Genomic DNA, 21,416 nt, shown 5'->3' on the forward strand with positions numbered 1-21,416 from the left:
AAGCCGGGAAGCCACTTGCCGGCGAAAATGCTTCTCAAGTAATGATGCACGCACTCGTGGTAAGAAAGCCAGAAACCAAAATAGACGTGCCGATAATGTATTCGGGGGATCTCGACATGGTGTCACTGATTCCATACAGTGATTTCGAAAGACTATGCGAAATGTCTTCGTCCGATCTTTCTGCGCGAACGGAAACGCGGATCATGGAGCACTGATGCCAAGCGCGGAGCAATGCGGTGTGAGCAATTGTTTAAGAAGGCAGACGCCATGAGGGGCAGATCTCGTAAGAGAGCGGAGGCTACTGTGCCGAGGATGCTAGCGCATCCAGCGATCAGCCTTGATCAAGTGTCACGGCTGCGGTCACATCGACGAGTGCATGGCAAGGTTGTCGAATTGGAACTTCTTGGAATTGATCGCGCTTGGCTCTAAACCGCCGAGGCGATACTCCGAGCGTGGGAAGGCTTGGCGCACGACGCAGCCGAGCGGGAGCAATGGCTAGAGGACTGCCCTCGAAGTTTAAGACGTGTCTATCGATTCTACTGGCGGATCACAGGACGCGAAGACGGAATATCATGCTTGAAAAGCGCCTGCGGCTTGGCGCATTTCATCTGGCGGCCTTGACCATTTCAAGGCCAATGCCTGATCTTCTCAGGCCACTTTGATATCGATCCGACATACATGCACAACGTGTGCGCCAATAGAGGCTTCGCGGAGTGCCTCCGATGGCGCACACGCATAGCGCATAAAGGCCCTCTCCACAGTGGAAAGGGCCTCGCTCAGACGATGCTCGTTAAACGACAAAGAAATCCGCTGCGGTGACCCCGAGGTCTGTGCTGACCGTCGCGAAATGAACTGAACCGCCGGCGGCATTTCCGTTGCTGTCGTAGAACAGTTTGCCGGTGTCACTCTCATAGATGATCCGGTCGCTGGCATCGGCCGCCAGGCCGGTGGTGTTCTTGACGAACTGCGCCGCAGTTAATGTCGCCGTACCGACAATCGCCGTGAAGACAGCGTTCTCCAGCCGAATCGTGTCATTGGCCACATTGAAGTCTGTGATGCTGTCCACGTTGGTCGTGGCGCTCAGTGTCGTATTGAAGAAGAAGCTGTCGTTTCCAAGCCCACCCGTCAGCTTATCCTTTCCCGCCCCTCCGTTCAGAATATTGTTCCCGCTGTTGCCGATCAGAGTGTTTGCGAGGCCGTTTCCGGTCGCGTTGGTGTTTCCCGTTCCAAGCAAGGTCAGGTTTTCGACGGCTCCTACGACTTTAGCGCTGGCGACGAGGCTGAAGGAAATTGAAGATCTGACAGTGTCGCTCCCGCTGCCGCCCTGGGCGGCTTCATCGATCACATCGCCGGTTTCATTCACGACATAGGTATCGTTGCCGCTGCCACCGTTCATCGTGTCGGCGCCGAGGCCGCCATCGATATAGTCATTACCAGCCTCGGCCCGGAAAGAGTTGTTCCCTGCGTTGCCGGTCAGCTTATCGGCGAACTTCGTGGAGTGAATCGCCTCGATGTTCACAAATTTATCGGTCTTTCCGAAGCCGTCGATGGCTACGCCGGTGGCAAGATTGACTGTGACACCCAGCGATCCACCAACATCCGCATCGCGATGAAAGCGGATCACATCGAAGCCTCCCCGGCCGTCGATATAGTCTCTTCCCCCAAAGCCCATGAATTGCTCATCCGTGCTCGAGCCGCGGATAGTGTCCGCGAACTGTGTTCCAGCGAACGACTCGACACTCGTAAACGTCTCGGCATTGCCGTAGGGGTCGGTTACCGTCCCCGCTGCTGCGTCCAGAACGATGCCTTGGATTGCGGCCGGGTCATCGTGAGTGACGCGGAAATTCAGGTAGTCAGTGCCCGCCCCGCCATCATAGGTGTCTTTGCCCTGTCCTCCGGACATCAAATCGTCGCCTGCTCCTCCGGAGAAAGTGTCGTTGCCGCCCCAACCGAACATGTCATCGTGGCCGGCGGAACCAACAAGCGTATCGTCGCGATTCATCAGCCATTGTTCGAGCCTGCCCGGATCATAAACTTCGGCTGCGTTTTCAAAGGCGACAAGGGATAGATTGAGGCCCTCCAGCCGCTGGACCAGCGTCGTCCCGTCGTTCAGCAGCAGGTCGATCCGGGCAATCGTGCCGCCCGTTGCGCCATCTGAACCGAAGGCGAAACCAGTTCCAACGATTTTGAGCTTGAGGCCGTTGTCGAGCTGAAAGGTGATCGTGGTCGAGCTCGGTGTTCCAATCCGCGTCGCTGTCTCCAGATTTACTAAATCTCTGAGCGGCGGATTGTAATCGAAACCATCAATAGGTGGCGTGTAATCCATCGGATACTTGCCGCCTGGAAAGAAATACGTCTGTTTTGCCATGGCCACCTCGACTACATGGGACGGAGTCAATACAGATTAAACTACCGTGCCCGGGAATGATTAGGTTGTGGGTTGTAGGACTATGAGAATGCGCTGGGGGTAACAACTCCCATATGGGGGCGAGGGAGAGCCCTTGGCAATGAAATGGGCACTATATTTCGCTCGCACCGCTGCGAAGCCGTTCCGACTATTGCAGCCTTGAGAGAAGCAGCATCAACTGTCCTTGCCTCGAAGTCCCTGTCTTCTGGAGGATGGACTTCAATCTGGTTCTCGCAGTCTCTACCGTGATACCGAGCTGCTCCGCAGCATCGGCGACCGACTCGCCATTAACCAGCCGTCGGCAAAACATAATCTCCGAAGGGGTCAACGTGAATATTGCGCTGAGCGTTGAGAGATCGGCTGTGTCCGGGATCGCAGGGTTGAGCTCGGTCACAAGCACCAGTATGAGCTGGCGAGGCGGAAGTAGCGATATGTTGGTTCTCGCCGGCTCAGCCGGAGGGAGTGCCGCCATTGTTATCTGCCACGCTCCAGCGGATGTCCGAAAGGATATGCGCTCCCCGTCTGTGGGAATTCCTTGCGAAAGTTTGGCCAGGACTGAGCCGAAGCGGGCGTCCGCATCCGTGTTCGCTATGAAACAGCGGTCGCTTCGAACAATCAGCGCCTGCCCCGACGAGACGATTTGCAGTGCCATCTGGTTTGCTTCGCGAACCAGACGGTCGCCCTCGACTACGAACGCCGCACATCGATTGCGCTCCACAAGTGCGGCTGCGGCCATAGTCTGCTCAACGCCCGTTCGCATGAGACGAGCGAGGCTGATAGACCGTTCCAGGTTCCCGCGCACTCTTGTCAGGACTTCAACCGCGGCTTTGCCGTAAGTTTCGGACAGCGAGAGTGGGAAGTTCATGATGAACTGGATGGTCTCTCCGCGGTCGCCGAGGATCTTCATGCCCGCCCCAGCCTCGACGTCTTTCTGCGGGCGCAGCCAGTCGTTGTAGAATTCGGTGTCGGCAAAGGTTCGCGCCGGGAAAACCTCCTCGGAAAGGGCAGTGATCCCGCTTCTGGCCCCAGACCAATAGGGTATCCAAGGGTTGATATATGCGAAGTGATCACTGAAGGATTTGGCGAAAGCGGGATCGATGTTCCGCACCGCCAGGAAATTGAGCCGGCTCTCGGCGAAATTCATATTCCAAAGGCCGCCGAAGGAACCCGGAAATGCGTGACTGAGAACGCCAGGCACTTCGTCCCATGAACCGGCTCCAAACGCGGCCGCGTCGATCGAGGCAGCAAGGTCCGCGCTGATGGCTGCTACATGCTTCTCGCTGTAAGTACCGACGCGACTTTGCCCCATACCCCACAGCCGCCCCCGCGGCCGCCCCCGAATAAGTACGGGACCTTCCCCATGTCGATCCCGCAGCAAAGATAGCGTGTACAACTGCCCTTGGGAACAGCCTGGGTTTCATTAGTAAGACCGTATGTCCGCCTCCTTGACTGATGTTGCTTGTCCGGCGCGGCATGTCCAGGGTTGCTCGGGTTGCCAGACCCGAGAAACGTGGCACTCATGCAAACGCCCGGTGCTACCGGTGAGAAAGCTCGCGAGTTTCGTCGGCATTCCAATACGGTGGACCATGCGTCTATTGGCATCGCACGCCGCAACTCGCTGTTTGCTGGCAGTTGAGGGAGAGCAGAAATCTGGGCGGTCCTCGCGTCTCTTCTTCAAATAGCCCGGCTCAACGGATTTGATCAATTGATCCCTATACTTGGGTGGTTGACGTCCTTGAAAAGATCGTATCCAAGCAGGTGAAAAGCCATGAGCTTGACCAGCTTTTGGCCTGGAATTGGAAAAAGCAACGAGAGGCGGAGGGGAAACTCTTGTCGAGAGCAGCGTGAAACGGCCCCGACCCGCACCGATAATGTCACTTGACGAGCTGGAGGTCTGGTTCGACACGGCCAAGCCAGCACCGCATTGCGGGGGTGTATCGATGTTGAACGGCTTTCTGACGGCGCTGGCCGCCGGGCCGGCCTTCCTGCTGCCCAATGACTGGATGTGGCATGTTATCGGCGAACACGAGCAGCGAGCATTCATCGGCAACAAAATACAGGCTGTCATCGATACAATCGTTGATCACTACAACCTGGTAGCCCACCAGCTCACCAGACCTGGTGCTTATGCGCCGATCTACATGCGTACGGATGACGAGGAGGTTCTCGCTGCCGATTGGGCGGATGGGTTCTTCGGCGCGATGAACCTCAGCCTTGAGCAATGGGCACCGCTGTTTGCGGATAAGAAAGCCGGCGAGCCGCTCCTGGCCATCTTGCCGCAAACCACCGATCCGCAACTGGCTGAGATCATTACGTCGATTTACCCGACGCCACCGGACGCCCAACCGCTGTTTAAAGAAGCCTGGCGAGCGTTACCCAAAGCCGTCGAGGCCATCTACGCCTATAGCAAGCCCTTGCGCTTCAACCCCGCCGCACCTGCAAGCCAAGCTTAGTAGTTATCATCTGGCGCGAGTGGATGCATGAGGTGGCGAACCAACCGAGCAGAACTATTGTGTACCCCCATAACCGGACGCGAGCAGCGTCTCCTTGATCGGCAACCGCTTGAATCGATCGCGGATTCCTCCTTCCATCGCGCTTGAATTACGGAGAATCCCGTATATTCCGCAAAAAAAGTTTGTCCGCGTGTTGCTCGAGGTAGAGCCCCGGTTCGCTGAGCTTGGCGCGATCAGCATCGGACTCGAGATCGAGGTAGATCGATGGACGCCGCTCAGCGATAGCGAGTGCAAGCGTCGTTTTTCCTACCTGCCGTGGGCCGATAAGCGCGAGGGCGGGGTTTGTATCGACGAGTTCTGTCAGCGTGGTGGTAATATGGCGCTCAATTATCCTTACATTTATGGAGTTTGATTCCAGAATTGCTAGGTTCAAATGCTTTGTCGCCGGTGCATGGCGTGAAATTGCATCGAGTCTCACGGCATAATATATTAGGGGATCACTTGAGCCGGGGATTTCACTTTGATCCCGAAAGGACGAAAGTGTTTCAGGTTGGACGTGATGACCGTCAGCTGGTGAAAGCTGGCGGTTCCCGCGATCATGGCATCGGACGCTCCGGGATTGTGACCGGCTGCAATGGCCCGGGCTTCCAACTTGCCGCCTTCGCGTGCAACGTCCGCGTCAACAGGCAGAATCCTGTCACTGTAACCGGCGATCAACCCTTGCAAGAATAGTTCGATCCCTGCCGCCTTGGCCTTCGCGCCCTTAGCTTCCAGAAGCCGCACGCCCTTTTCAATTTCGTGGACGGTAACGGCTGACAGGTAGACCCCGCTAAGCTGCTCCTTCTCTTCCAGCCAGTCCGAAAATCCAGGCGTGGCCGTGGCCTTGGAGGGCGAAAACATGGAAATTGCGTTCGTATCGAGAAGGTAGCCGGTCACAGATCGACCTTACGCGAGGGAGCGGGATTTCGGGCGAAAACAGCATCGTCAAGATCGATGTCGGCCGGGAACGATGTTAGGTAATGGACTAGGCTAGGGCGCTCTTTATGAAGCGCCTTCTTTGCCGCTTCCGCGGCTCCAACAGAGACGAGGACTGCAGCTGCCCGGCCGTGGCGAGTGATCGTGACAAACTCACCAGCGGCAGCTTGATCCACGATATTCGAGAAACCAGCTTTGGCGTCCTTCAGGCTGATGGTTGACATCATGGCCTCCTAAGAGTGGTCATATGTGACCCTTTTAGACGCTGCGGCCGGTGAAATCAAGGGCAAACTGGTGCGGATCAATCCCCATTGAGGACACTAAGCGTAATCTCTGCCCCAGCATTGTTATCATATGAACAAACTTCGCGTCTGCTATCTCGGTCGCGACTACTCCGCTGCACTCGAGGCGGCATGCAGTTCGCCCGAGGGCCGGTGACAAGGCTTTCGAGGCGTTCAGCCCTGGTTGAAGTTTGGCGATGCGCGCTTTCCGCCTCAGCGATCGCCGTCTCGATTAAGGTGCAACTAGCCGAGGTCGAGCGCGCTGGTAACTCGTCGCACGACGTTGAATTCCTCTGGTGACGAAAGCCGCGGCGATCCTTCGCTCCATCGGCGAAGAGGGACGGCCCAGTCCTCCGGAGTGTTCCAAATACTCGCAACTCGAACGACGACCACCGACAGTTCCTCACCGGTTTCTAGTCACCTGGAACTAAAATTCACTACATTGTATGCTTGGCCTCTTCATTGGAGGTTGAGGCATGGCAAATGCGACTGGCCGACCAACGGCCCCATTGGTTTTGAGTGAGGCGGAGCGGGAATATCTGGAGCGACAGGTGCGCAAGCATCGCGTTGCACGCTCCATGTCGGAGCGGTGCCGGATCATTCTTCGCTGTGGCGAGGGAGTTCCGAGCAAGGTCGTTGCGGGCGAGCTCGGCGTGCATGAACATACGGTTGGCAAATGGCGACGGCGCTTCCTTAAAGACCGGCTCGATGGTCTGCTCGACGAAGTTCGCCCTGGTCGGCCCCGGACAATCGACGACGATCAGATTGCGGCTGTGATCGAGCGCACGCTGCGTTCAACGCCAAGCGATGCGACCCATTGGTCGATCCGATCGATGGCAGGGGCCACAGGCTTTTCGCACACGACGATCCGCCGAATATGGAACGCTTTCGGCCTGCAGCCGCATCGCACAGAGACGTTCAAGCTTTCCAGCGATCCTTTGTTCGTCGATAAGGTCCGCGACATCGTCGGTCTTTATCTGTCACCTCCCAATCGGGCGCTGGTTCTCAGCGTGGACGAGAAGAGCCAAATCCAGGCCCTCGACCGCGAGCAGCCAGTGCTGCCGATGATGCCTGGCGTGCCGGAACGGCGCACGCATTCTTATGTCCGACACGGCACAACCACGTTGTTTGCCGCTCTGGACGTCGCCTCCGGCTTTGTCATCGGCAAATGCTACAAGCGGCACCGTGCCACCGAATTCCTGGATTTCCTGAAGCAGATCGATGCGAGCGTACCGTCCGATTTGGACGTTCATATCGTGATGGACAACTATGCGACCCACAAAACTGCATCGATCAAAAACTGGCTGATGCGACGGCCGCGCTACCACGTCCACTTCACCCCGACCTCGGCGTCATGGATCAATCAGGTCGAACGCTGGTTTGCGGAACTGACCCGCAAGCAGCTCCGTCGCGGCGTCCATACTTCGACAATGCAGCTCGAAGCCGACATCCGAAGCTTCATCGAACGCCACAACGAGAACCCGAAGCCTTACAGGTGGACGAAATCCGCAGACGACATCCTGGCCTCCGTCAAACGTTTCTGCCAGAAAGTCCGGGGCTTATGACACGAATTTCGGATTCAGGTGACTAGCTCCAATCAGCAGGTGTTTCGGGAAGATCTGGGACTACTTCATGCTCTGTCGTAGACCTTCGGTATTCGATGCCATCGGTGGAAAGGTCGTAAACTTCGACTGGGACGCCGTGGGCATTCAGGGCAAGGATTCCGACTAAGTCCGGAGGGGCGTTACGCACGTAGCTTTCCGCGCGATCAAGGGTCCTGACAAGTTCGTCCCTTATGATCTCGGCCGTCCAGTCTTCTGGCAGCCCGCGTACAGTCGTATACTCGTCTGCTCTTACGGAAAGACCTCGCCTGCGAATTTCGTCGATAGAGCGCAAAGGCGAGTAATTCGGCGGCTTGCCGGACGCGGCCATAACTAGAGGCCCGAGCCGACACATGTGAGCATCTATCATCAGGAGATCGACGAAATCACGAGGCTTTGTCCGCGTCGAAGCGGCTAGAACCTTGTTTACAGCAAGATCCGCGCGATGGAGGCGTGCACCCCATTCTTCATCCCGAATCAGGGGAAAGAAGCGAGTGCGGGTTTCACTCATCCACTGTACGAGAGTTCTGTCCCCGCCACGCATCACAGTCGCTTCCACGCAGCCATAGACATCGATGTCCTTCACTACCACGAAGCTATCCGCCTTCAGTGTTTCGATGTCTTTGTCTGCAGCCGATCCAATCTCTTCATCGGTGTCGTGGAAAATATCTATGTCATCCGAGATACGCGGCCAGTTTGCGTTCAGAACCAGACCGCCAGCGATGTAGCTTGTGTCGGATCTGTTCTTGGCTATGGACGCCATTATCTCCTGTTGGATTTGGGTGAGGGCCATCTAGACAAGCTCTCCCAGTTCAGTCGCCATCTTACGACCCATAGAAAAAGCTCTTGCATCGCCGCGTTCCATCAACGCGTTAGCTACGACGCGTGCTTTCCTCGTCAGATCGTCCAGCTTGCTGATGTCGATATTATCAAAGACCCGCAAGCCATACCTTTCAGTTGCGACCTGGATAAAGTCGGCCAGGCGCTTTTCGAGGCGATGTCTCTCGCGCAAGTCTGCTGCTTGATTCACGATCTCATCGCGCTTCGCCTTCGGAACGAGAACCTCCACTCTCACGAGGTCTGCTGCTCCGCCGCTTTCTCGATATTTCTTGATCCGATCCTTAGCGGCCATGTCTGCACTCCTATACACCCTAATCTAAGATATGGCGTATCCGGGATACGGGTCAAGGGGACGCAGAGAACGGTCTCAGACCGCGAAGTAAGCGCTGAATACACGCTGAGAGATTGTGACCGCAAACATTCCGCTCCTGTTATCCCCGATGGTGCCCGGATGCGGTCGATAGAAGCTAGCAATAATGCCCTTTTTGAAACTTAACGCGGGAGCCGCTTGCCCTGTTACATCCGCTCCGGCAGCCACAAGGAGGCTCTCTGCAGGTCATGCTTTGCCGCACCACCGGCAGCAAGCGGCTCGCATTTCCCAGAAACCTGCGACGTGGCGTTCCGCTGGGCGGAAAACCACGCGGTCCTTTCCTGCAGTTGCGAGATCTGCTGCCGCAGTGTACCCCTCCGGTGACGGCCGCCTTGCTGAGGTAGGCTGAAGGCTGCAAGTCCTAGGGCAAGCACTTCTCTATTCGGCGGTTGCCCTTGTCAGTAAAAGCCTATGGCTCACGAAACTATTCAAGTTCACCCAGGTCCTGTTGACAAAGTTGCTCTGGGACATTCATCCTGGGTAATGGAGTTTGACAACGTTAGAAAACCTCTCTCAAACATTCCTGCCAATCGGTGTCCGTGCTGCCATTTCCGCACGCTGCATGAACGGGGCGGGTATGAAATATGCGCGGTATGTTTCTGGGAAGATGACGGACAGGACGTCCACGATGCTGGCGACGTTCGAGGCGGTCCTAATGGGACGCTGTCGCTCACGCAGGCACAATTCAATTTCCAGCAGTGGGGTGCTTCTGATCCGGCGGCGCGCGGGCACGTTCGGCCACCCACGGACGCTGAGCATTGAAAACACAGGGATTCCCTTTTGGGCCAATCTTTGATTCATAGCTGCTTTTGCGGAGGCGGCTTTGGCACGAGGCGATTTGAGTGATGCGGCATGGCGGATCATCGCGCCATTCTTACCAAGAGAACGCGGGCGCAAATCGCGCCCATCACTTGATAATCGCCGATTTCTTAGGATGCTCCACGTCCTGCGCGTCGGCTGCCCCTGGCGCGATATGCATGAGCGATATGGGAAATGGAAGTCGGTCTATGTGCGATTTCGGCGTTGGGCCGAGCAAGGTGTATGGGATGCCTTGCTCGAAACGCTCGCCATGAAGGCGGCGCGATAAGCACCTCGATCGGAACCGGCGAAGAGCCATGCCTTCCTGCCGAGAACGAAGCCGCGCGGCGCCCGTTCGGCGGCGTTATTCGTCAGGCAGACGCGGCCGTCACTAAGGAAGGCCGTAAACCCGTCCCAGCGCTTCAGCATGTAATCGATCGACTCGCCGACCGGTGAACTGCGCGACAGCGTTGCTCGTTCGGCCCGCAGCCATTCGTGGAGTTCGGTGCCAAGCGGATGTTTCGCGGCGACGCCGCTCCAGGCGCTCAGCGGCGGCAAGACCGTTGATCTCGCGCTCGATGTCTTCTCCTCCCGAGACCAGCGCCGACGCCGCTCGACCGACGTTATGACCTCAATCTGATGCTTCGTCATCGGACTATCCCCAGTGCTTGCAGTAGGACTTGCAGTCTTCAGCCTACCTCGGCAAGGCGGCCGCCACCGGAGGGATACAGCTGTACGGTCCTGATTGCGAGATCGGCGCTCAGCAGCGTGCCGTAGAGCCGGATGAGGAGGTGCGTTGCTCGAGGGGGTCGCCTTCCTTCACCAGAATTTCCGCCACGTAACCGCCATCGACGTGCTGGACGCGCTTGACGTTCGTCTCGACCAAAAAGCGCCCGGGCACGACAACCGCACCGTGAATGTTGGCGTGAGTGACCCAATAACCAGACCTTGTTCTAGCTGGTTTAAAGCCTCGAGATTTCGGGTTGCGGAGTTCCCTGCCATTCAAGCCGCCATATTGCGCCCTGCCTCAGATTCTGAATAAGAGTGGGATGGAAGGCGACAAAGGCAGGTGCCACCCGTTGCCCTCACGGAAGGATAAATCAGCCCCGGGCTGTCTTCTTCCTTTAATTTCGAACGTGACTACCGGCTTTGCTCAGAGAAGACCATTGTCGAGGATCTCCAAGGCCGCGCGCCAATCTTGCCGCGCGCCGAGGACGCGGATGATCAGGAGGTAGTCGGGCTCGATCCGGTAGATGATGACATGCTGGCCGCTGGGGTGAATGCGAACGGGTACGGCAAATTCGCTTCGCTCCCGCGCCATTTCCGGCATCGCAAGAACGGCCTCAAATGTGCCTGATAAGCCTTCGACGTAGAGATCCGCTTGCTCCACAGACCAGGTTTCCGCAGTATACTGCCAAATGTCCTCAAGATCAGCGCGTGCACGCGGTGTCAGTCGGAGTTCCCATGGACTACTTCGCGCCATGCTGCTCCCGCATGCGTGCATTGAAGCTTGCGGCATCAAATGGTTCAGGCTCCCCACTGGAGAGCCCCTCGTCTATCGCCTGCTGAATTGTCGCGATCGCGGCCTCCCGCTGCTGATCACGGCGAATCAAGTGGCGCACATAGTCACTTGTGTTGCTGAATTCGCCTTGCTTCAGTCGTGTCTCGATCCAGGTCTTCATTGGATCAGGGAGAGAGATGTTCATCGTCGCCATGGGTCGCCTCCGTTCACAGGCCAAACCTTAACACTCGACGCCAAAGCTGCCAAGGAGATTGGCAAAGTTTGCCAAGCCTTCAAATTGGTGCGGCCTTGGTGGAAGACGGGAATGATATCGCGCGTCGCAAGGGGCAAGGAATGCCTAGACGGCGGAATTCGTGAGGGTCTCGGACTTCGTCAGGTTGTCTCTGCCGGCTATTAGCAGGCGGGCAAATGTTCAGGCGGAGTGCGCCCCTTGGGGTGGACATGGATCAGGCTGCTGATTTGCCAGTCTGCCGGATGTGTTGATCCTCGAACTGTTGGGGGCTCAAGTAGGCGAGCGCTGAATGGAGCCGTCGTTTGTTGTAGACCTCCTCGGTGAAGTTGTTGGCACGCGTCGAAGCCGGCGAGGAGGTGATCATTATACGCGCCCTCATACTGGCTGCACGCTAGAGACGAGAGCGCCCGAAACCGAGCCGACGTTTTCGTTTTTCCCGTAATGCGAGTTTGCAGGCCGCGTTCAGCATGACGGCCCTCGCTTTGCCCGTTCCGCGCGTGCCTGGCAAGGCAACTGGAATTGTCCACGCCAGATGCCAGCGCCCCGTGACCGTGCGAACTCCTGAGCATCGGCATAGGCTCCTTTGCTGTACGCTTCCCAATCCACCGCATTCCCGCTTTCGACGAGCCAGTGATTGATCTCGCGGCCGTCAGCGCGAAAGCAGATTCCGACGAAGCGTCCGTATCGGTCGCGCTCGAGCACGTCGCAGCGGGTAGGACGAGAAGCCGTCAGGAATCTGTTCAGTGCGAAGGCAGCATCTTTGCCACATCGATAGGCGCCGCCGTCGCCATCCCCGCATCTTTGCCAGCTCTCCGGCGCATCGACGCCGTGCAAGCGAATTCGCTCTCCTCTGATTTCGATCGTGTCTCCATCGATCACGGTTGCGCGCCCGATGATCGGACCGGCGCCGCCCAGGGCCGGCGAAATTGCAAGAAGCGAGATCTGGGCGGCAGCCAGAAAGTAGCGAAGCATCATTGAGCTGGTCCAATCTGATAAAATCACTGAGGCAGTTGGCACATTGGAATGCTGCCGTTAAGGACGGCGGCTTCATCGGCTGATTCGACCAATCTTGACGACATTCCGATCCTTGTTTCCGCACTTCGAGCAGTGCAGGTGCCTCGCGATGGAGAGTATCGGCCGCTTTGCCCCGAACCGCCGCGCCAGCGCGCGCCTATCAATCCGGCGTTCCCGCCCACACCTGCGGCAGTGACAGAACAGGTCATACCATTCCGGAAGGTTCGCGAAGGTGATCTCGTCGGGAGGGCCGGCCGGCGCCGCACCGTCGGCCGGTTCCATCGGGAGAGCTTGTCATCCTGGTCGGGCAGTGTCTCTCGATAGACCAGCCGACAACGGTCATAGAACTTGTTGCCCGTTTTCACGCATCCGTTCGCAATCGCCAATTCCGTCAACAGAGCGGGCATGGTGCGGTCCCCGGTCCGCTTGAGCATGGCCCTCGCGTCGTAGCATCTTTTTACCCCGCATTCACATTCGATCCGGATCTTGCGTCCGACAAGCTCGGACAGCCACCAGGCACCAGCTCTAGGCATTGCGTGGCTTCCAATCTGGCCGGTGTTCGAGACAGAACCAGTTCGGCTCCGATTTCCCGACGGCGAACCCAAAGGCACCCCATCTTTTGCAGTCGGGATGCTCGCAATAGTGCACGTACAGCGTTGTATCGTGCTTGGCCGCGCCTTGCTCGTCGCTCACGTCGTCACCTCATCCTGGCGCTCCGGGCAGGGCGACCAGCCGCGAGTGAAGCCCAGAGCCATCGCAATCTGAGCCAGTGCCAGTTGTTCTCGCAGATGCTTGCAGTCGGCGAGGAGCGTCCGGATGGTAGCTTCTGCGTCGCCGCCATGCCAGGCAAGTGCTGACGCGACCGCATCCATCCAGGTGTCGAATTCCTCGATGTCGGAAGTATGCTTCTCGGCAGACATAACGACTCCTTCTCCGCGCACGCACGGAGACTTTTGCCCCACGGGTTTTCAGATTGGCGGCCGCAACGCCGATGAACGTTCCTATTATGTTCCGGTGGTGCTGAGAGTCAATGCGGCCCGCAGCCGTTGATACTCCCTTTGTGCAGCTTTTGCTAATTTGTGCCTTCTTCTACCATCGTCAGGCGAAATGGGGGGGTGGCATGATTTATCGACAAGGCGCCCGAAAGCAGCAACAGCGTTCTGCGCTTTTTGCAGCGCCGGGATTATTGGGCGCGGCGCTCGCGGTCGGCGCAGCCGGCGGCATCACCTTCAGCGACCTTCTTGGTTTGTGGAACGGCTCAGGTGGCGAATCTTGCCACATCAAGGGTAATGTCAGCGTCACGGGAGAGAGAATTTTCCACGTGCCCGGGCAAGAGTATTACTCGCAAACCCGGATAAGTCCGGCATATGGGGAACGCTGGTTCTGTTCGGAATTTGAGGCGTGGGCCGCAGGTTGGCGGAAATCGTATCGCTGAGGCTTTTTTGCGGCGCCGCCCGTTTTAATCTTGCGATGGCCATATCTTCATCAAAAAAGCCGCATGGCACGCCTCCGCCAGACCCTATGCCGGCGCGCGTCGACCCGTGCATTGCGATGCTCGTCGACAAGCCGCCAAAAGGTCCGGAATGGGCCTTCGAGGTGAAATGGGATGGCTATCGGTTGGCGCTTCATATCGAACCTGACAGAATCCGCATCATAACGCGGGGTGGGTACGACTGGACGCACCGCTTTCCGTCGATCACCGCCGAGACGCGGCAGCTCCGGCTCAAGACTGCCATACTTGATGGCGAGGCGGTCGTTCTCGACGAGCAGGGCCGATCCGATTTCGGCATGTTACAGCGCGCCCTCGGCCGCCGTCCCTCCGCGCATGAGCCCGGCGAAATCATCCTCTTTGCTTTTGATCTCCTCTATCTCAATGGCCGCGACCTGCGCCGACTGCCGCAGCGGGAGCGCCGACGCATGTTGGAGCCACTTGTTGCAGGCCACGAGGGCGCCATTCGCTTGTCTGAAGAGGTTCAGGCAGACGGCGACGAGTTTCTCCGGGTCGTCTGCGAGCTCGGGCTCGAAGGTATTATCGCGAAGCACCGCGAGGGGCCATATCGCTCAGGCCGAAACGATGCGTGGCGCAAGATCACCTGCACCCGCCGCGACAGTTTCGTCATCATCGGCTTCGAGCCATCGACCGTTACCGACGCAATCGGGCGTCTGCTGTTAGCGGCGCGCAGAGGCGGCGAACTCGTCTATGTCGGAGGCTGCGGAACCGGCTGGACGCGTGAAGAGTCGGTGAAGCTTCGGGAGTTGCTAGGGGAGATCGAGACGGATTCGCCGGCGGTGAACCTGAAGCGGAAGGGCGCGGTCTTCACGGAGCCTTTCCTCGTCGCGGAAATAGCGTATCGCGCCTGGACGGAAGACGGCAAGCTGCGGCATCCGTCGTTCAAGGGGATCAGGGAGAGGGCGGATGATTTGACGATATACGAACTGAAGTAGCTCGGCTTCCGTGCGGTTTATGCGTGCGGCGAGAGTGCCAGACCAGCAGGAGCGATCGGCGGCGTGACGAGAGCCTACGGGTATTTGTAAAAGACGTGACCTTTTGCCCAGGTCACTGTTCCGTCCTCTGCTCGCTCCCAAGCTATCTTCGCATTCATCGGGTACGGACAACCCTCTTGGTGAAACTGACCCAGACGCACTCTCGGAGCATGATCACCGCAAGGTGAGGAAATCTGGAACCCTTCTCCCTGCAGGTGACGTTCCAAAGCCGCAGCATCACCGGGGGCCGGGAACCGCATCCGCAATCGCCTTGTGAGCTCCGGTGAAACGCCTTCTGGCCCGCGGCTACGAAGAAAATTTTCGGGAGGGGGGCACCCGTTGGTCCACCAGCCTCCCGACGCTTCCAAATTGCGGAGCAGCGGAGGCAGAGGCGGATGGCACTCCCCTAGCCCGCATCCCGAAAGGAAGGCGCAAAGGCTCACTAACAATGCGCTCTTACGGAAACGGGTATTCAGAGGCAGATGTCGCACAAAGGACTTTCGGGATTGGTGCCCTCCCACGAGCTCATCGGGCTGTCTGGCTGCCCCACGAACGACGCCAAGCTGCGTCTCTGGCGTTTCTCAGTTTAATCGCATCGTCGCGGCGCTTCCGGTCGGCCGCTCTCTCTTCGTCAGTAAAGCCGCTCACGCACTCCCCTTCGTCTCGCTACCATCGTCCAGATCATAGATGGGCAGAAAGCCGTATTCCTCCAGCCATTCGCGAATGATGAGGCGGATTATCCCTTCTTGCGCCATCTCGAGCAATTCGCAGGCGACGCCAAGCGCCGACTCGACGTCGCCGTCGGACATCTGTGTACCCACCTTCTCAGCGTGAACTGTTGTCGCCATGCCTGCCCCCAACTCATTACAACCTCACAGATTGAAGGGTCTCACAGCACACGTTCCAGTCAAGGATTACAGCCCCCTTCAAAGGGGTAAAACAACCGGCTAAATGACTGGAAAAATTGGGCTAAGACCTTTGTCGCGAGTCTCCTAAGACCAAGGTCTTAAAGTCCCTTGCCCCGAGCGAATTCCTCACCTCGGCGGAAACTTTGTGATGCGTATCCATCCGAGCAGGGCCGCAGGATTCTGGGCGCCGCGCGTGGTAACGTCGGTTCATGGAGATCGATGAGGACAAGATCGACGATGCCGTTTTGGCGCTGTTATGGCTGACGCTGCATAACGAGCGTTGTGCCTGGAAAGGCTTCGACTGGGCAACGACGGATCGGCTTCACAAGAAGGGCATGATCGCCGACCCAGTCAACAAGTCGAAGTCATTGATCCTGACCGATGAAGGCCTGGAGCGTTCAGAAGCGTTGTTCCGGAAGCTGTTTACCCGGCCGCCGCGATAGCGGTCCCTTGCTGTGCCTTCCATTGCCAAGGCAGCAGTTCGTGCAGGCGGGAGACGGGAAGATCGGCGATGCGGGCGAACACATCGGCGAGCCACGCCTTTGGGTCGACGTCGTTGAGACGGCAGGTCGTGATGACGGAGAGCATGATGGCGGCACGATCGGCCCCACGCTGGGAGCCGGCGAAGGTCCAGTTTCGACGCCCGAGTGCAATTCCTCTCAGAGCGCGCTCGGCCGTATTGTTCGTGAGACAAATCCGGCCATCTTCGAGGAAACGGGCAAAACCATCCCATCGCTTCAGCATGTAATCGATCGGCTCGATCACCTCGGACGATTTGCTGAGCGTGGCGCGCTCCCGTTTCAGCCACTCGTGCATGTCATCGAACAGCGGCTTGCTCTTTTCCTGCCGTCCGGCCAACCGTTCTGCGGCGCTCAATCCATTGATCTCGCGTTCGATCTCAAACAGCGCATCGTACCGTTGGACGGCCTCCAGGGCGATCGGCGAGATCGGCTTGCCCTTGCGTTTGCGGTCGCGGGCATTTTTCTGGATGTCGGCCAGTTCAAAGAATTTGCGCCGCGCATGCGCATGGCAAAAGGCGAAGGTGATCGGTACCGCTTTCTTTTCGGCGACACTGAGCGGCTCGAAGCCATTGTAGCAATCACTCTGCAGAATGCCGCCATACCCGGCCAGGTGCTTCTGCGGATGCTCGCCGCGGCGGTCGCTCGACGCATAGTATATGGCCGCCGGCGCTGCCGCGCCGCCGTAGGACCGGTCATCGCGCACGTAGGTCCATATTCGCCCGGTCGTGCATTTGTCTTTGGCCTGAATGGGGATGGTGGTGTCATCGCCAAAAAGGCGCTCGGCCGCGAAGACATGCGTCTCGATCAGATCAAAGATCGGCAGGAGCGCGGCCGTTCCATACCCGACCTGGTCGGCCAGCGTCGAGGTCGAAAGCTCGATGCCCTCGCATTTGAACCGGGTGCTCTGGCGGTTGAGAGGGCTATGCATGCCAAACTTGTCAAAGAGGATCGTCGCCAGCAGATGAGGACCGATGAAGCCGCGCGGCGTGGCATGGAACGGCGCCGGCGGCTGGCTGATCGCCTCGCAGTCTCGGCAGGTAAATTTCTCCCGCACCGTCTCGATCACTTTGAACCGACGCGGAATCTCTTCCAGCGTCTCGGTGACGTCTTCGCCCAGCTTTGAAAGCCGTGATCCACCGCAGCATGCGCAAGTGGCCGGGGGATCGATGACCACGCGCTCGCGCTCGATATCCTCCGGCCACGGCTTTCGTACCGGTCGTTTGCGCGTGAACGAACGCACGCTCGAGGTCTTGGCGGCAGCCGCCTGCGCTGCGGCTTCATCCTCCGTCGCCGCCATCACCAGTTCTTCGAGCTGCAATTCCATCTGGTCGATCAGGCGCGCCGTGCGCTCAGATCGCTTTCCGCGCAGTTCGCGCTTCAGCTTTTCGATCGCCAGCTCCAGACTGGCAATCACGGCCTCGCTGTCGGACAGCATGGCCTGCGCATTGGCGGCTTGCGCCACCGCAATGTCCCGCTCGGCGACGACGGTATCGCGCTCGGCAACAACGACATCACGTTCAGCCTGCAACATCTCACGCTCGGAAAGCAGCGCCAGATAGGCGCTCGCAAGGTCCGCAGGAAGATCCACAGGCTTCGAGGTCATGAAGCCATTCGATCAGATTCCCTCAATATTTTCAATGCAATAATGCTATCCGACCCGTGTCGGACGCCAGGTTTCCTGCGGATTGCGCCAATCGATCCCGGACAACAAATAAGACAATTGCGCCGCTGAGATCGCTACCGCGCCGCCCTCCATATTCGGCCAGATAAACCGGCCCTTCTCCAGCCGCCGGGTAAAAAGGCAGGCGCCCAGACCATCATGCCAGATGATCTTCAAAATATCCGATCTGCGCCCCCTGAAGACGAAGAGGTGCCCTGACAACGGATCATGCTTCAGAACCTCCTGCACCCGAAGCGCCAGGGAGGGAAAGCCACAGCGCATGTCCGTATAGCCCGTCGAGAGCCAGACCTTGACCCCTGTTCCCATCGGAAACGGATTCACCGCAGCGCCTCCAGTCCGCGCAGGATCCGAAGCAGCGCTTCAACGTCGACATCGCGTCCCACGATCACACGGCGACCATTGGCGCTGACAACCTCCATAAGCCCACTTTGTGCCGTCGAAGAATTGGTCGGCGCAACAACCGGCATGCCTGGCTCCGGGACCAACAGTGCAGGAATAAACCCTTCACTCCCCCGGCCATTGCCGAGCCGTCCCTCGCGAGCTGCTTTACGCCAATCGTTCAACTGAAAGCGTGTGATCCCATGGCGACGTGCTGTTGCCGTGACCTGACGCGGGGCGGAATAACTCTCCGCCACGATCGCAAGTTTGGCCTCGTTGCTGAAACGGCGACGCCGCCCGCTATCGACAATCTCCATACGGCTGACTTGCGGCCGCTTCTCTATCGTTAAATCCACGGTTCTCACACTGTCTATATTGACGTCCATATAGACAGAACATCCAGTTCGCCTCACTTCCCAGCAAGGCGGCTCTCCTCGGATGCGTACTGTGATGCCACAACGCGTTACCTGCAATCGCTCCTCGCAGTGTGCCCCATGCGGAATCCCCAAGGAGCGAAGAGTCCCAGAGACGACTCGGCGCCCGTCCAATCAGCGGGCGCTTTGGATGAGGGGAGAACGAAAATGCGGCCCGGCGAAGGGCATCATCAGCTTTTCCCGCGGCTCAGGTTTCTAGCCGCGCTCGCCGGTCCCGCAATTATCCTCGCGCTTGCAATCGCCGCTTCCGAGTGGCTGACCATCGAGGTAAACCCACCCTTGGCACCACATACGATCGCTGTGGTATCGCACTGACGACCCGGAAAAAAAATGCCGGGGCGAACCCGACCTTCCGTGATCGGCTCCCGCCGCTGCCAGTATATCTGTGGCGTATTGAAGAAAGCCGGCTCGCCCACAAGCAATAAAAAACCCCGCGCATGGCGAGGCAAGTCGCGCATACAGTTTGGCTCAGCCTGGACCTCGCTGTCGTCCGCCAGATCGCTGATCGCATTTATGTCCTCTATTTTGGCGAGGTCGTCGAGGAGGGGCCGCCGGAGACGGTCATCGGCAATCCGCAGCACCCGTATACACGTCGCCTCGTTGAATCGATCCCCCGCTCGGCTATCCGACTCGCCCCCTGACGCAACTCACCTGCATGGCATTCGATGCATCCTTACTCGCGCCCGCGCCGAGGGATCGGGGCCTTTACGAATTTGCCCGGCTGGAGGCGATCAGGCGGCTTTTCTTCGCCCGGCCTCCGACTGAGGGGGTGCGCGAAAATCTGCCCATGGATCGGCGCTCAATGTTTGAAGTCGCGTTAGGTGTGTTCTCCACAATGCAAGGCGGATGCCCGTCGCAAAGGGCGATAGGAAAAGCTCGTTCCTAAAGAAGGCAACAAGACTGTCGCGGGCGCTTGGTGGGCAGGAACTGAAAGCCATTGGCGCGAGATAATCTGGTCAAGCGTCAATGTAGCCTTTGCACCGGTGCATCTACGAAGCATCGTATACCATCGCGCTGAACAGTGGCCAGGAATTCTTGGAACGCATCTCGATCGGTGTCAAAGGTGTTATCCCAGACGGTCGTGTTCCCTTCCTGGTCGAATACCTCAAGCACCCAATCGAGATTGGTGTCGGCAGGACGGTAAATACGCAAGATGACGGTTACATCGTCATCGATGAATTCGCCGGAGAATTCTGAGAACTCGTACTGCTGTTCGCTTTCGGTCATCGGCCTTTATAGCATGAGGCGGACGGCATCGCCCTACACTTTCAGCACCCGCGCGTGATCTTTGCTTGCTGCTGCCGGGGGCAGTCGCGCCGCGATTACCCCATGTGTAGCTGGGCGGTAGCGAAGCCGCTCGCGAGCGCGCGGCGCAGCGGTGGTCAGCCCTTTCGTTCAGAATACGTGCCCCACGAGCGGGTTCCTTCAAGCGGAGCAGCTTGCCCGGGGGCAGTCGGTCCCGGTTTCCGCCCGTCGGGCGGCGCTAACGCTAAAACCTCCTGCGGCTGCCCTGTCACCGGTCACGCGGCGCGCGAACGGGCTTCGGCGCTAAAGCGCCTGCGCCTGGTACGCCCTTTTTTGGTAGGCACTCGGAAGCCAATCGGTCCGGCACCGCCTTGACTTACGCGCTTCTGCGAAACTGACGCGCCGGTCGAATGGAGTCCGGATTGAGAGTACTGAAGACATGCAGCCAGAACGTGAACTCGCCCTCGCGCTTTTCCACCCAGGCTTCGATCGCGCGATGCGCCGCGGCGGTTTTCGCGTCGCAGCCAAAGACCTCCATCGCAAGTTTCACAGCCGCCGCCACCGCGACATCATCTTTCGCGCGCGTCTCGTTCGACGGGCGAGGGCTATGCTTTAATTGTTTCGACATGACGACTCTCCTTCAAGAGTCCGGCGCAAGACGATGTGGCCGGACGCTCTCATAGCGATAATCTTGATCGCATCGTCCGGAAGCACAGGCTCCGCTCATGTCGGCTGAGTTGAACGCTAATTGATTTCCCGCAAAAGGGGAAGGTCGTTTTTTTGCGCGAGGTTGCGGCGCGGGCTCGTGCGCCTCACCCGGTGAATGCGCTGGCCATGTGTCTTGCGACGACCAGACGGGATCAGGCCCCACCCGGGCGATCAGCATGAACAGGCTCAAAACAGTCAGTCAGAGCTTTTGACACGACCCTGGCAATGAAGCCCGTTGCGGCCGCACGTGGCGCAGCCTCTTCCTGGGCGAAATCGCCAAGTACCCTCTCCGGAACAGTCAGGATGGCATCAACGATCCCATCGACGACTTCCTCGAGAGCTACATCTTCCGAGTTCCTCCGAAACAGGACCTGGGGCGGCATACGCAGCAAAAGGTGGATCGCAATCGCCCTTGTTGTCCTCTCCCGGTCGACAAGAAGCATGCCTCGCAGCTCGTCGTCGATGTCCATCGGCGGAGCGTGAAACACAGCGGCGCTCAGATCATTGCCCAATATTCTCCTCCAACGTCTTTTCGTTTGACCGCAGTGGTCCTGTCAACGCGCT

At 58.3% G+C, this 21,416-nt stretch carries 26 protein-coding genes and 2 pseudogenes; 8 read left to right on the forward strand and 20 right to left on the reverse strand.

The genetic code is table 11. From position 1 onward, the window contains the following. Positions 1–790: 790 nt before the first annotated feature. A complete protein-coding gene (locus tag USDA257_RS35500; RefSeq protein ID WP_014763620.1) occupies positions 791–2,368 on the reverse strand; it encodes a calcium-binding protein in 1,578 nt (525 codons plus the stop codon). 187 nt (positions 2,369–2,555) lie between these two features. Further along, positions 2,556–3,716 (reverse strand): helix-turn-helix transcriptional regulator, encoded by a 1,161-nt coding sequence (locus tag USDA257_RS13985; protein ID WP_014763621.1) that lies wholly within the window; start codon positions 3,714–3,716, stop codon positions 2,556–2,558. 535 nt (positions 3,717–4,251) lie between these two features. Here USDA257_RS13985 and USDA257_RS13990 point away from each other — a divergent pair. Then, a complete protein-coding gene (locus USDA257_RS13990) occupies positions 4,252–4,860 on the forward strand; it encodes a UPF0149 family protein (protein ID WP_041415264.1) in 609 nt (202 codons plus the stop codon). Positions 4,861–5,008: 148 nt separating this feature from the next. On the opposite strand, the gene USDA257_RS37835 is transcribed toward USDA257_RS13990, so the two are convergent. From USDA257_RS37835 to USDA257_RS14005, 3 genes are read right to left on the reverse strand one after another with little or no spacing between them, the layout of a single operon-like run. Then, the gene (locus tag USDA257_RS37835) at positions 5,009–5,338 is read right to left on the reverse strand and encodes an AAA family ATPase (RefSeq protein ID WP_223843433.1); all 330 of its coding nucleotides are present in this window, start codon (positions 5,336–5,338) and stop codon (positions 5,009–5,011) included. An 11-nt stretch (positions 5,339–5,349) separates the two neighbouring features. Then, positions 5,350–5,796: a type II toxin-antitoxin system VapC family toxin gene (locus tag USDA257_RS14000; RefSeq protein WP_014763624.1), complete on the reverse strand. Its 447-nt coding sequence runs from the start codon at positions 5,794–5,796 to the stop codon at positions 5,350–5,352. Further along, entirely contained in the window at positions 5,793–6,059 is a 267-nt protein-coding gene (locus USDA257_RS14005) for a type II toxin-antitoxin system Phd/YefM family antitoxin (protein ID WP_041414216.1), read from the reverse strand. Before USDA257_RS14005 ends, USDA257_RS14000 begins: the two co-directional genes overlap by 4 nt. Positions 6,060–6,592: 533 nt before the next feature. Between USDA257_RS14005 and USDA257_RS14010 the strand changes: the two genes are divergently transcribed. Continuing rightward, the gene (locus USDA257_RS14010) at positions 6,593–7,681 is read left to right on the forward strand and encodes an IS630 family transposase (protein ID WP_014763626.1); all 1,089 of its coding nucleotides are present in this window, start codon (positions 6,593–6,595) and stop codon (positions 7,679–7,681) included. Between the two features lie 22 nt (positions 7,682–7,703). On the opposite strand, the gene USDA257_RS14015 is transcribed toward USDA257_RS14010, so the two are convergent. Both USDA257_RS14015 and USDA257_RS14020 read right to left on the reverse strand, forming a co-directional pair. After that, positions 7,704–8,510, reverse strand: a complete 807-nt coding sequence (locus USDA257_RS14015) for a hypothetical protein (RefSeq protein ID WP_014763627.1) — start codon at positions 8,508–8,510, stop codon at positions 7,704–7,706. Next, on the reverse strand, positions 8,511–8,849 hold the full coding sequence (locus tag USDA257_RS14020; protein WP_014763628.1) for a hypothetical protein: 339 nt from the start codon (positions 8,847–8,849) through the stop codon (positions 8,511–8,513). Positions 8,850–9,410: 561 nt separating this feature from the next. Between USDA257_RS14020 and USDA257_RS38800 the strand changes: the two genes are divergently transcribed. Together USDA257_RS38800 and USDA257_RS34090 are read left to right on the forward strand one after the other, a co-directional pair. After that, a complete protein-coding gene (locus USDA257_RS38800; RefSeq protein ID WP_080605594.1) occupies positions 9,411–9,689 on the forward strand; it encodes a CPCC family cysteine-rich protein in 279 nt (92 codons plus the stop codon). A 61-nt stretch (positions 9,690–9,750) separates the two neighbouring features. Next, positions 9,751–9,993 (forward strand): annotated as a pseudogene (locus USDA257_RS34090) (transposase); the annotation flags it as partial. On the opposite strand, the pseudogene USDA257_RS14030 reads toward USDA257_RS34090, so the two are convergent. The 6 genes and pseudogenes from USDA257_RS14030 to USDA257_RS14060 all read right to left on the reverse strand — a co-directional run. Next, positions 9,987–10,308, reverse strand: a pseudogene (locus tag USDA257_RS14030) (IS66 family transposase); the annotation flags it as partial. The pseudogenes USDA257_RS34090 and USDA257_RS14030 overlap by 7 nt on opposite strands. Before the next feature lie 177 nt (positions 10,309–10,485). Beyond that, positions 10,486–10,626: a hypothetical protein gene (locus USDA257_RS36615; RefSeq protein WP_153297029.1), complete on the reverse strand. Its 141-nt coding sequence runs from the start codon at positions 10,624–10,626 to the stop codon at positions 10,486–10,488. Between the two features lie 252 nt (positions 10,627–10,878). Beyond that, positions 10,879–11,244: a type II toxin-antitoxin system RelE/ParE family toxin gene (locus USDA257_RS14040; protein WP_332908276.1), complete on the reverse strand. Its 366-nt coding sequence runs from the start codon at positions 11,242–11,244 to the stop codon at positions 10,879–10,881. Then, entirely contained in the window at positions 11,195–11,440 is a 246-nt protein-coding gene (locus tag USDA257_RS14045; RefSeq protein WP_014763632.1) for a type II toxin-antitoxin system ParD family antitoxin, read from the reverse strand. Before USDA257_RS14045 ends, USDA257_RS14040 begins: the two co-directional genes overlap by 50 nt. Before the next feature lie 501 nt (positions 11,441–11,941). Next, on the reverse strand, positions 11,942–12,454 hold the full coding sequence (locus tag USDA257_RS14050) for a thermonuclease family protein (protein ID WP_014763634.1): 513 nt from the start codon (positions 12,452–12,454) through the stop codon (positions 11,942–11,944). 728 nt (positions 12,455–13,182) lie between these two features. Beyond that, positions 13,183–13,413: a hypothetical protein gene (locus USDA257_RS14060; protein WP_014763635.1), complete on the reverse strand. Its 231-nt coding sequence runs from the start codon at positions 13,411–13,413 to the stop codon at positions 13,183–13,185. A gap of 200 nt (positions 13,414–13,613) precedes the next feature. Between USDA257_RS14060 and USDA257_RS14065 the strand changes: the two genes are divergently transcribed. Continuing rightward, positions 13,614–13,928 (forward strand): sunset domain-containing protein, encoded by a 315-nt coding sequence (locus USDA257_RS14065; protein WP_041415268.1) that lies wholly within the window; start codon positions 13,614–13,616, stop codon positions 13,926–13,928. A 35-nt stretch (positions 13,929–13,963) separates the two neighbouring features. Then, positions 13,964–14,938, forward strand: coding sequence for a non-homologous end-joining DNA ligase (gene ligD / locus USDA257_RS14070; protein WP_014763636.1), 975 nt, complete (start codon positions 13,964–13,966; stop codon positions 14,936–14,938). A 683-nt stretch (positions 14,939–15,621) separates the two neighbouring features. Here ligD and USDA257_RS36930 read toward each other — a convergent pair. Next, a complete protein-coding gene (locus tag USDA257_RS36930; RefSeq protein WP_144051931.1) occupies positions 15,622–15,825 on the reverse strand; it encodes a hypothetical protein in 204 nt (67 codons plus the stop codon). Between the two features lie 269 nt (positions 15,826–16,094). On the opposite strand from USDA257_RS36930, the gene USDA257_RS14075 reads away from it, so the two are divergent. After that, positions 16,095–16,328 (forward strand): DUF6429 family protein, encoded by a 234-nt coding sequence (locus USDA257_RS14075; protein ID WP_014763638.1) that lies wholly within the window; start codon positions 16,095–16,097, stop codon positions 16,326–16,328. On the opposite strand, the gene tnpC is transcribed toward USDA257_RS14075, so the two are convergent. Genes tnpC through tnpA form a run of 3 tightly spaced genes read right to left on the reverse strand, consistent with a single transcriptional unit; the run spans position 16,309 to position 18,851 of the window. Continuing rightward, the gene (gene tnpC, locus USDA257_RS14080) at positions 16,309–18,009 is read right to left on the reverse strand and encodes an IS66 family transposase (protein ID WP_014763639.1); all 1,701 of its coding nucleotides are present in this window, start codon (positions 18,007–18,009) and stop codon (positions 16,309–16,311) included. The genes USDA257_RS14075 and tnpC overlap by 20 nt on opposite strands. 45 nt (positions 18,010–18,054) lie before the next feature. Next, entirely contained in the window at positions 18,055–18,408 is a 354-nt protein-coding gene (tnpB, locus tag USDA257_RS14085) for an IS66 family insertion sequence element accessory protein TnpB (protein WP_041414222.1), read from the reverse strand. After that, positions 18,405–18,851: an IS66-like element accessory protein TnpA gene (gene tnpA, locus USDA257_RS14090; protein WP_080579323.1), complete on the reverse strand. Its 447-nt coding sequence runs from the start codon at positions 18,849–18,851 to the stop codon at positions 18,405–18,407. The genes tnpB and tnpA overlap by 4 nt, the downstream gene beginning before the upstream one ends. Before the next feature lie 485 nt (positions 18,852–19,336). Between tnpA and USDA257_RS14095 the strand changes: the two genes are divergently transcribed. Beyond that, positions 19,337–19,540: an ABC transporter ATP-binding protein gene (locus USDA257_RS14095; protein WP_014763643.1), complete on the forward strand. Its 204-nt coding sequence runs from the start codon at positions 19,337–19,339 to the stop codon at positions 19,538–19,540. 322 nt (positions 19,541–19,862) lie between these two features. Here the strand turns inward: USDA257_RS14095 and USDA257_RS34105 are convergent, their stop codons facing one another. The 3 genes from USDA257_RS34105 to USDA257_RS14110 form a co-directional block, all read right to left on the reverse strand. Then, a complete protein-coding gene (locus tag USDA257_RS34105) occupies positions 19,863–20,126 on the reverse strand; it encodes a hypothetical protein (protein ID WP_014763644.1) in 264 nt (87 codons plus the stop codon). A 394-nt stretch (positions 20,127–20,520) separates the two neighbouring features. Next, a complete protein-coding gene (locus tag USDA257_RS14105) occupies positions 20,521–20,772 on the reverse strand; it encodes a hypothetical protein (RefSeq protein WP_041414224.1) in 252 nt (83 codons plus the stop codon). Between the two features lie 232 nt (positions 20,773–21,004). Next, positions 21,005–21,364, reverse strand: coding sequence for a hypothetical protein (locus USDA257_RS14110; RefSeq protein ID WP_223843434.1), 360 nt, complete (start codon positions 21,362–21,364; stop codon positions 21,005–21,007). Positions 21,365–21,416 lie beyond the last annotated feature (52 nt).

The sequence above is a fragment of the Sinorhizobium fredii USDA 257 genome (assembly GCF_000265205.3).
In the GTDB taxonomy this organism is placed as follows: domain Bacteria; phylum Pseudomonadota; class Alphaproteobacteria; order Rhizobiales; family Rhizobiaceae; genus Sinorhizobium; species Sinorhizobium fredii_B.

Coding starts and splice junctions, on each gene's coding strand:
- USDA257_RS14020 (WP_014763628.1), bottom strand. CDS start 8,849: ATGGCCGCTAAGGATCGGATCAAGAAATATCGAGAAAGCGGCGGAGCA.
- tnpC (WP_014763639.1), bottom strand. CDS start 18,009: ATGACCTCGAAGCCTGTGGATCTTCCTGCGGACCTTGCGAGCGCCTAT.
- USDA257_RS34105 (WP_014763644.1), bottom strand. CDS start 20,126: ATGACCGAAAGCGAACAGCAGTACGAGTTCTCAGAATTCTCCGGCGAA.
- USDA257_RS14045 (WP_014763632.1), bottom strand. CDS start 11,440: ATGGCGACGATGAACATCTCTCTCCCTGATCCAATGAAGACCTGGATC.
- USDA257_RS14075 (WP_014763638.1), top strand. CDS start 16,095: ATGGAGATCGATGAGGACAAGATCGACGATGCCGTTTTGGCGCTGTTA.
- USDA257_RS14105 (WP_041414224.1), bottom strand. CDS start 20,772: ATGTCGAAACAATTAAAGCATAGCCCTCGCCCGTCGAACGAGACGCGC.
- USDA257_RS14060 (WP_014763635.1), bottom strand. CDS start 13,413: ATGTCTGCCGAGAAGCATACTTCCGACATCGAGGAATTCGACACCTGG.
- USDA257_RS14050 (WP_014763634.1), bottom strand. CDS start 12,454: ATGATGCTTCGCTACTTTCTGGCTGCCGCCCAGATCTCGCTTCTTGCA.
- USDA257_RS14015 (WP_014763627.1), bottom strand. CDS start 8,510: ATGGCCCTCACCCAAATCCAACAGGAGATAATGGCGTCCATAGCCAAG.
- USDA257_RS14095 (WP_014763643.1), top strand. CDS start 19,337: ATGGCGAGGCAAGTCGCGCATACAGTTTGGCTCAGCCTGGACCTCGCT.
- USDA257_RS14010 (WP_014763626.1), top strand. CDS start 6,593: ATGGCAAATGCGACTGGCCGACCAACGGCCCCATTGGTTTTGAGTGAG.
- USDA257_RS13985 (WP_014763621.1), bottom strand. CDS start 3,716: ATGGGGCAAAGTCGCGTCGGTACTTACAGCGAGAAGCATGTAGCAGCC.
- ligD (WP_014763636.1), top strand. CDS start 13,964: ATGGCCATATCTTCATCAAAAAAGCCGCATGGCACGCCTCCGCCAGAC.
- USDA257_RS36930 (WP_144051931.1), bottom strand. CDS start 15,825: ATGGCGACAACAGTTCACGCTGAGAAGGTGGGTACACAGATGTCCGAC.
- USDA257_RS38800 (WP_080605594.1), top strand. CDS start 9,411: ATGGAGTTTGACAACGTTAGAAAACCTCTCTCAAACATTCCTGCCAAT.
- tnpA (WP_080579323.1), bottom strand. CDS start 18,851: ATGGACGTCAATATAGACAGTGTGAGAACCGTGGATTTAACGATAGAG.
- USDA257_RS35500 (WP_014763620.1), bottom strand. CDS start 2,368: ATGGCAAAACAGACGTATTTCTTTCCAGGCGGCAAGTATCCGATGGAT.
- USDA257_RS14040 (WP_332908276.1), bottom strand. CDS start 11,244: ATGCCGCAAGCTTCAATGCACGCATGCGGGAGCAGCATGGCGCGAAGT.
- USDA257_RS14005 (WP_041414216.1), bottom strand. CDS start 6,059: ATGTCAACCATCAGCCTGAAGGACGCCAAAGCTGGTTTCTCGAATATC.
- USDA257_RS14065 (WP_041415268.1), top strand. CDS start 13,614: ATGATTTATCGACAAGGCGCCCGAAAGCAGCAACAGCGTTCTGCGCTT.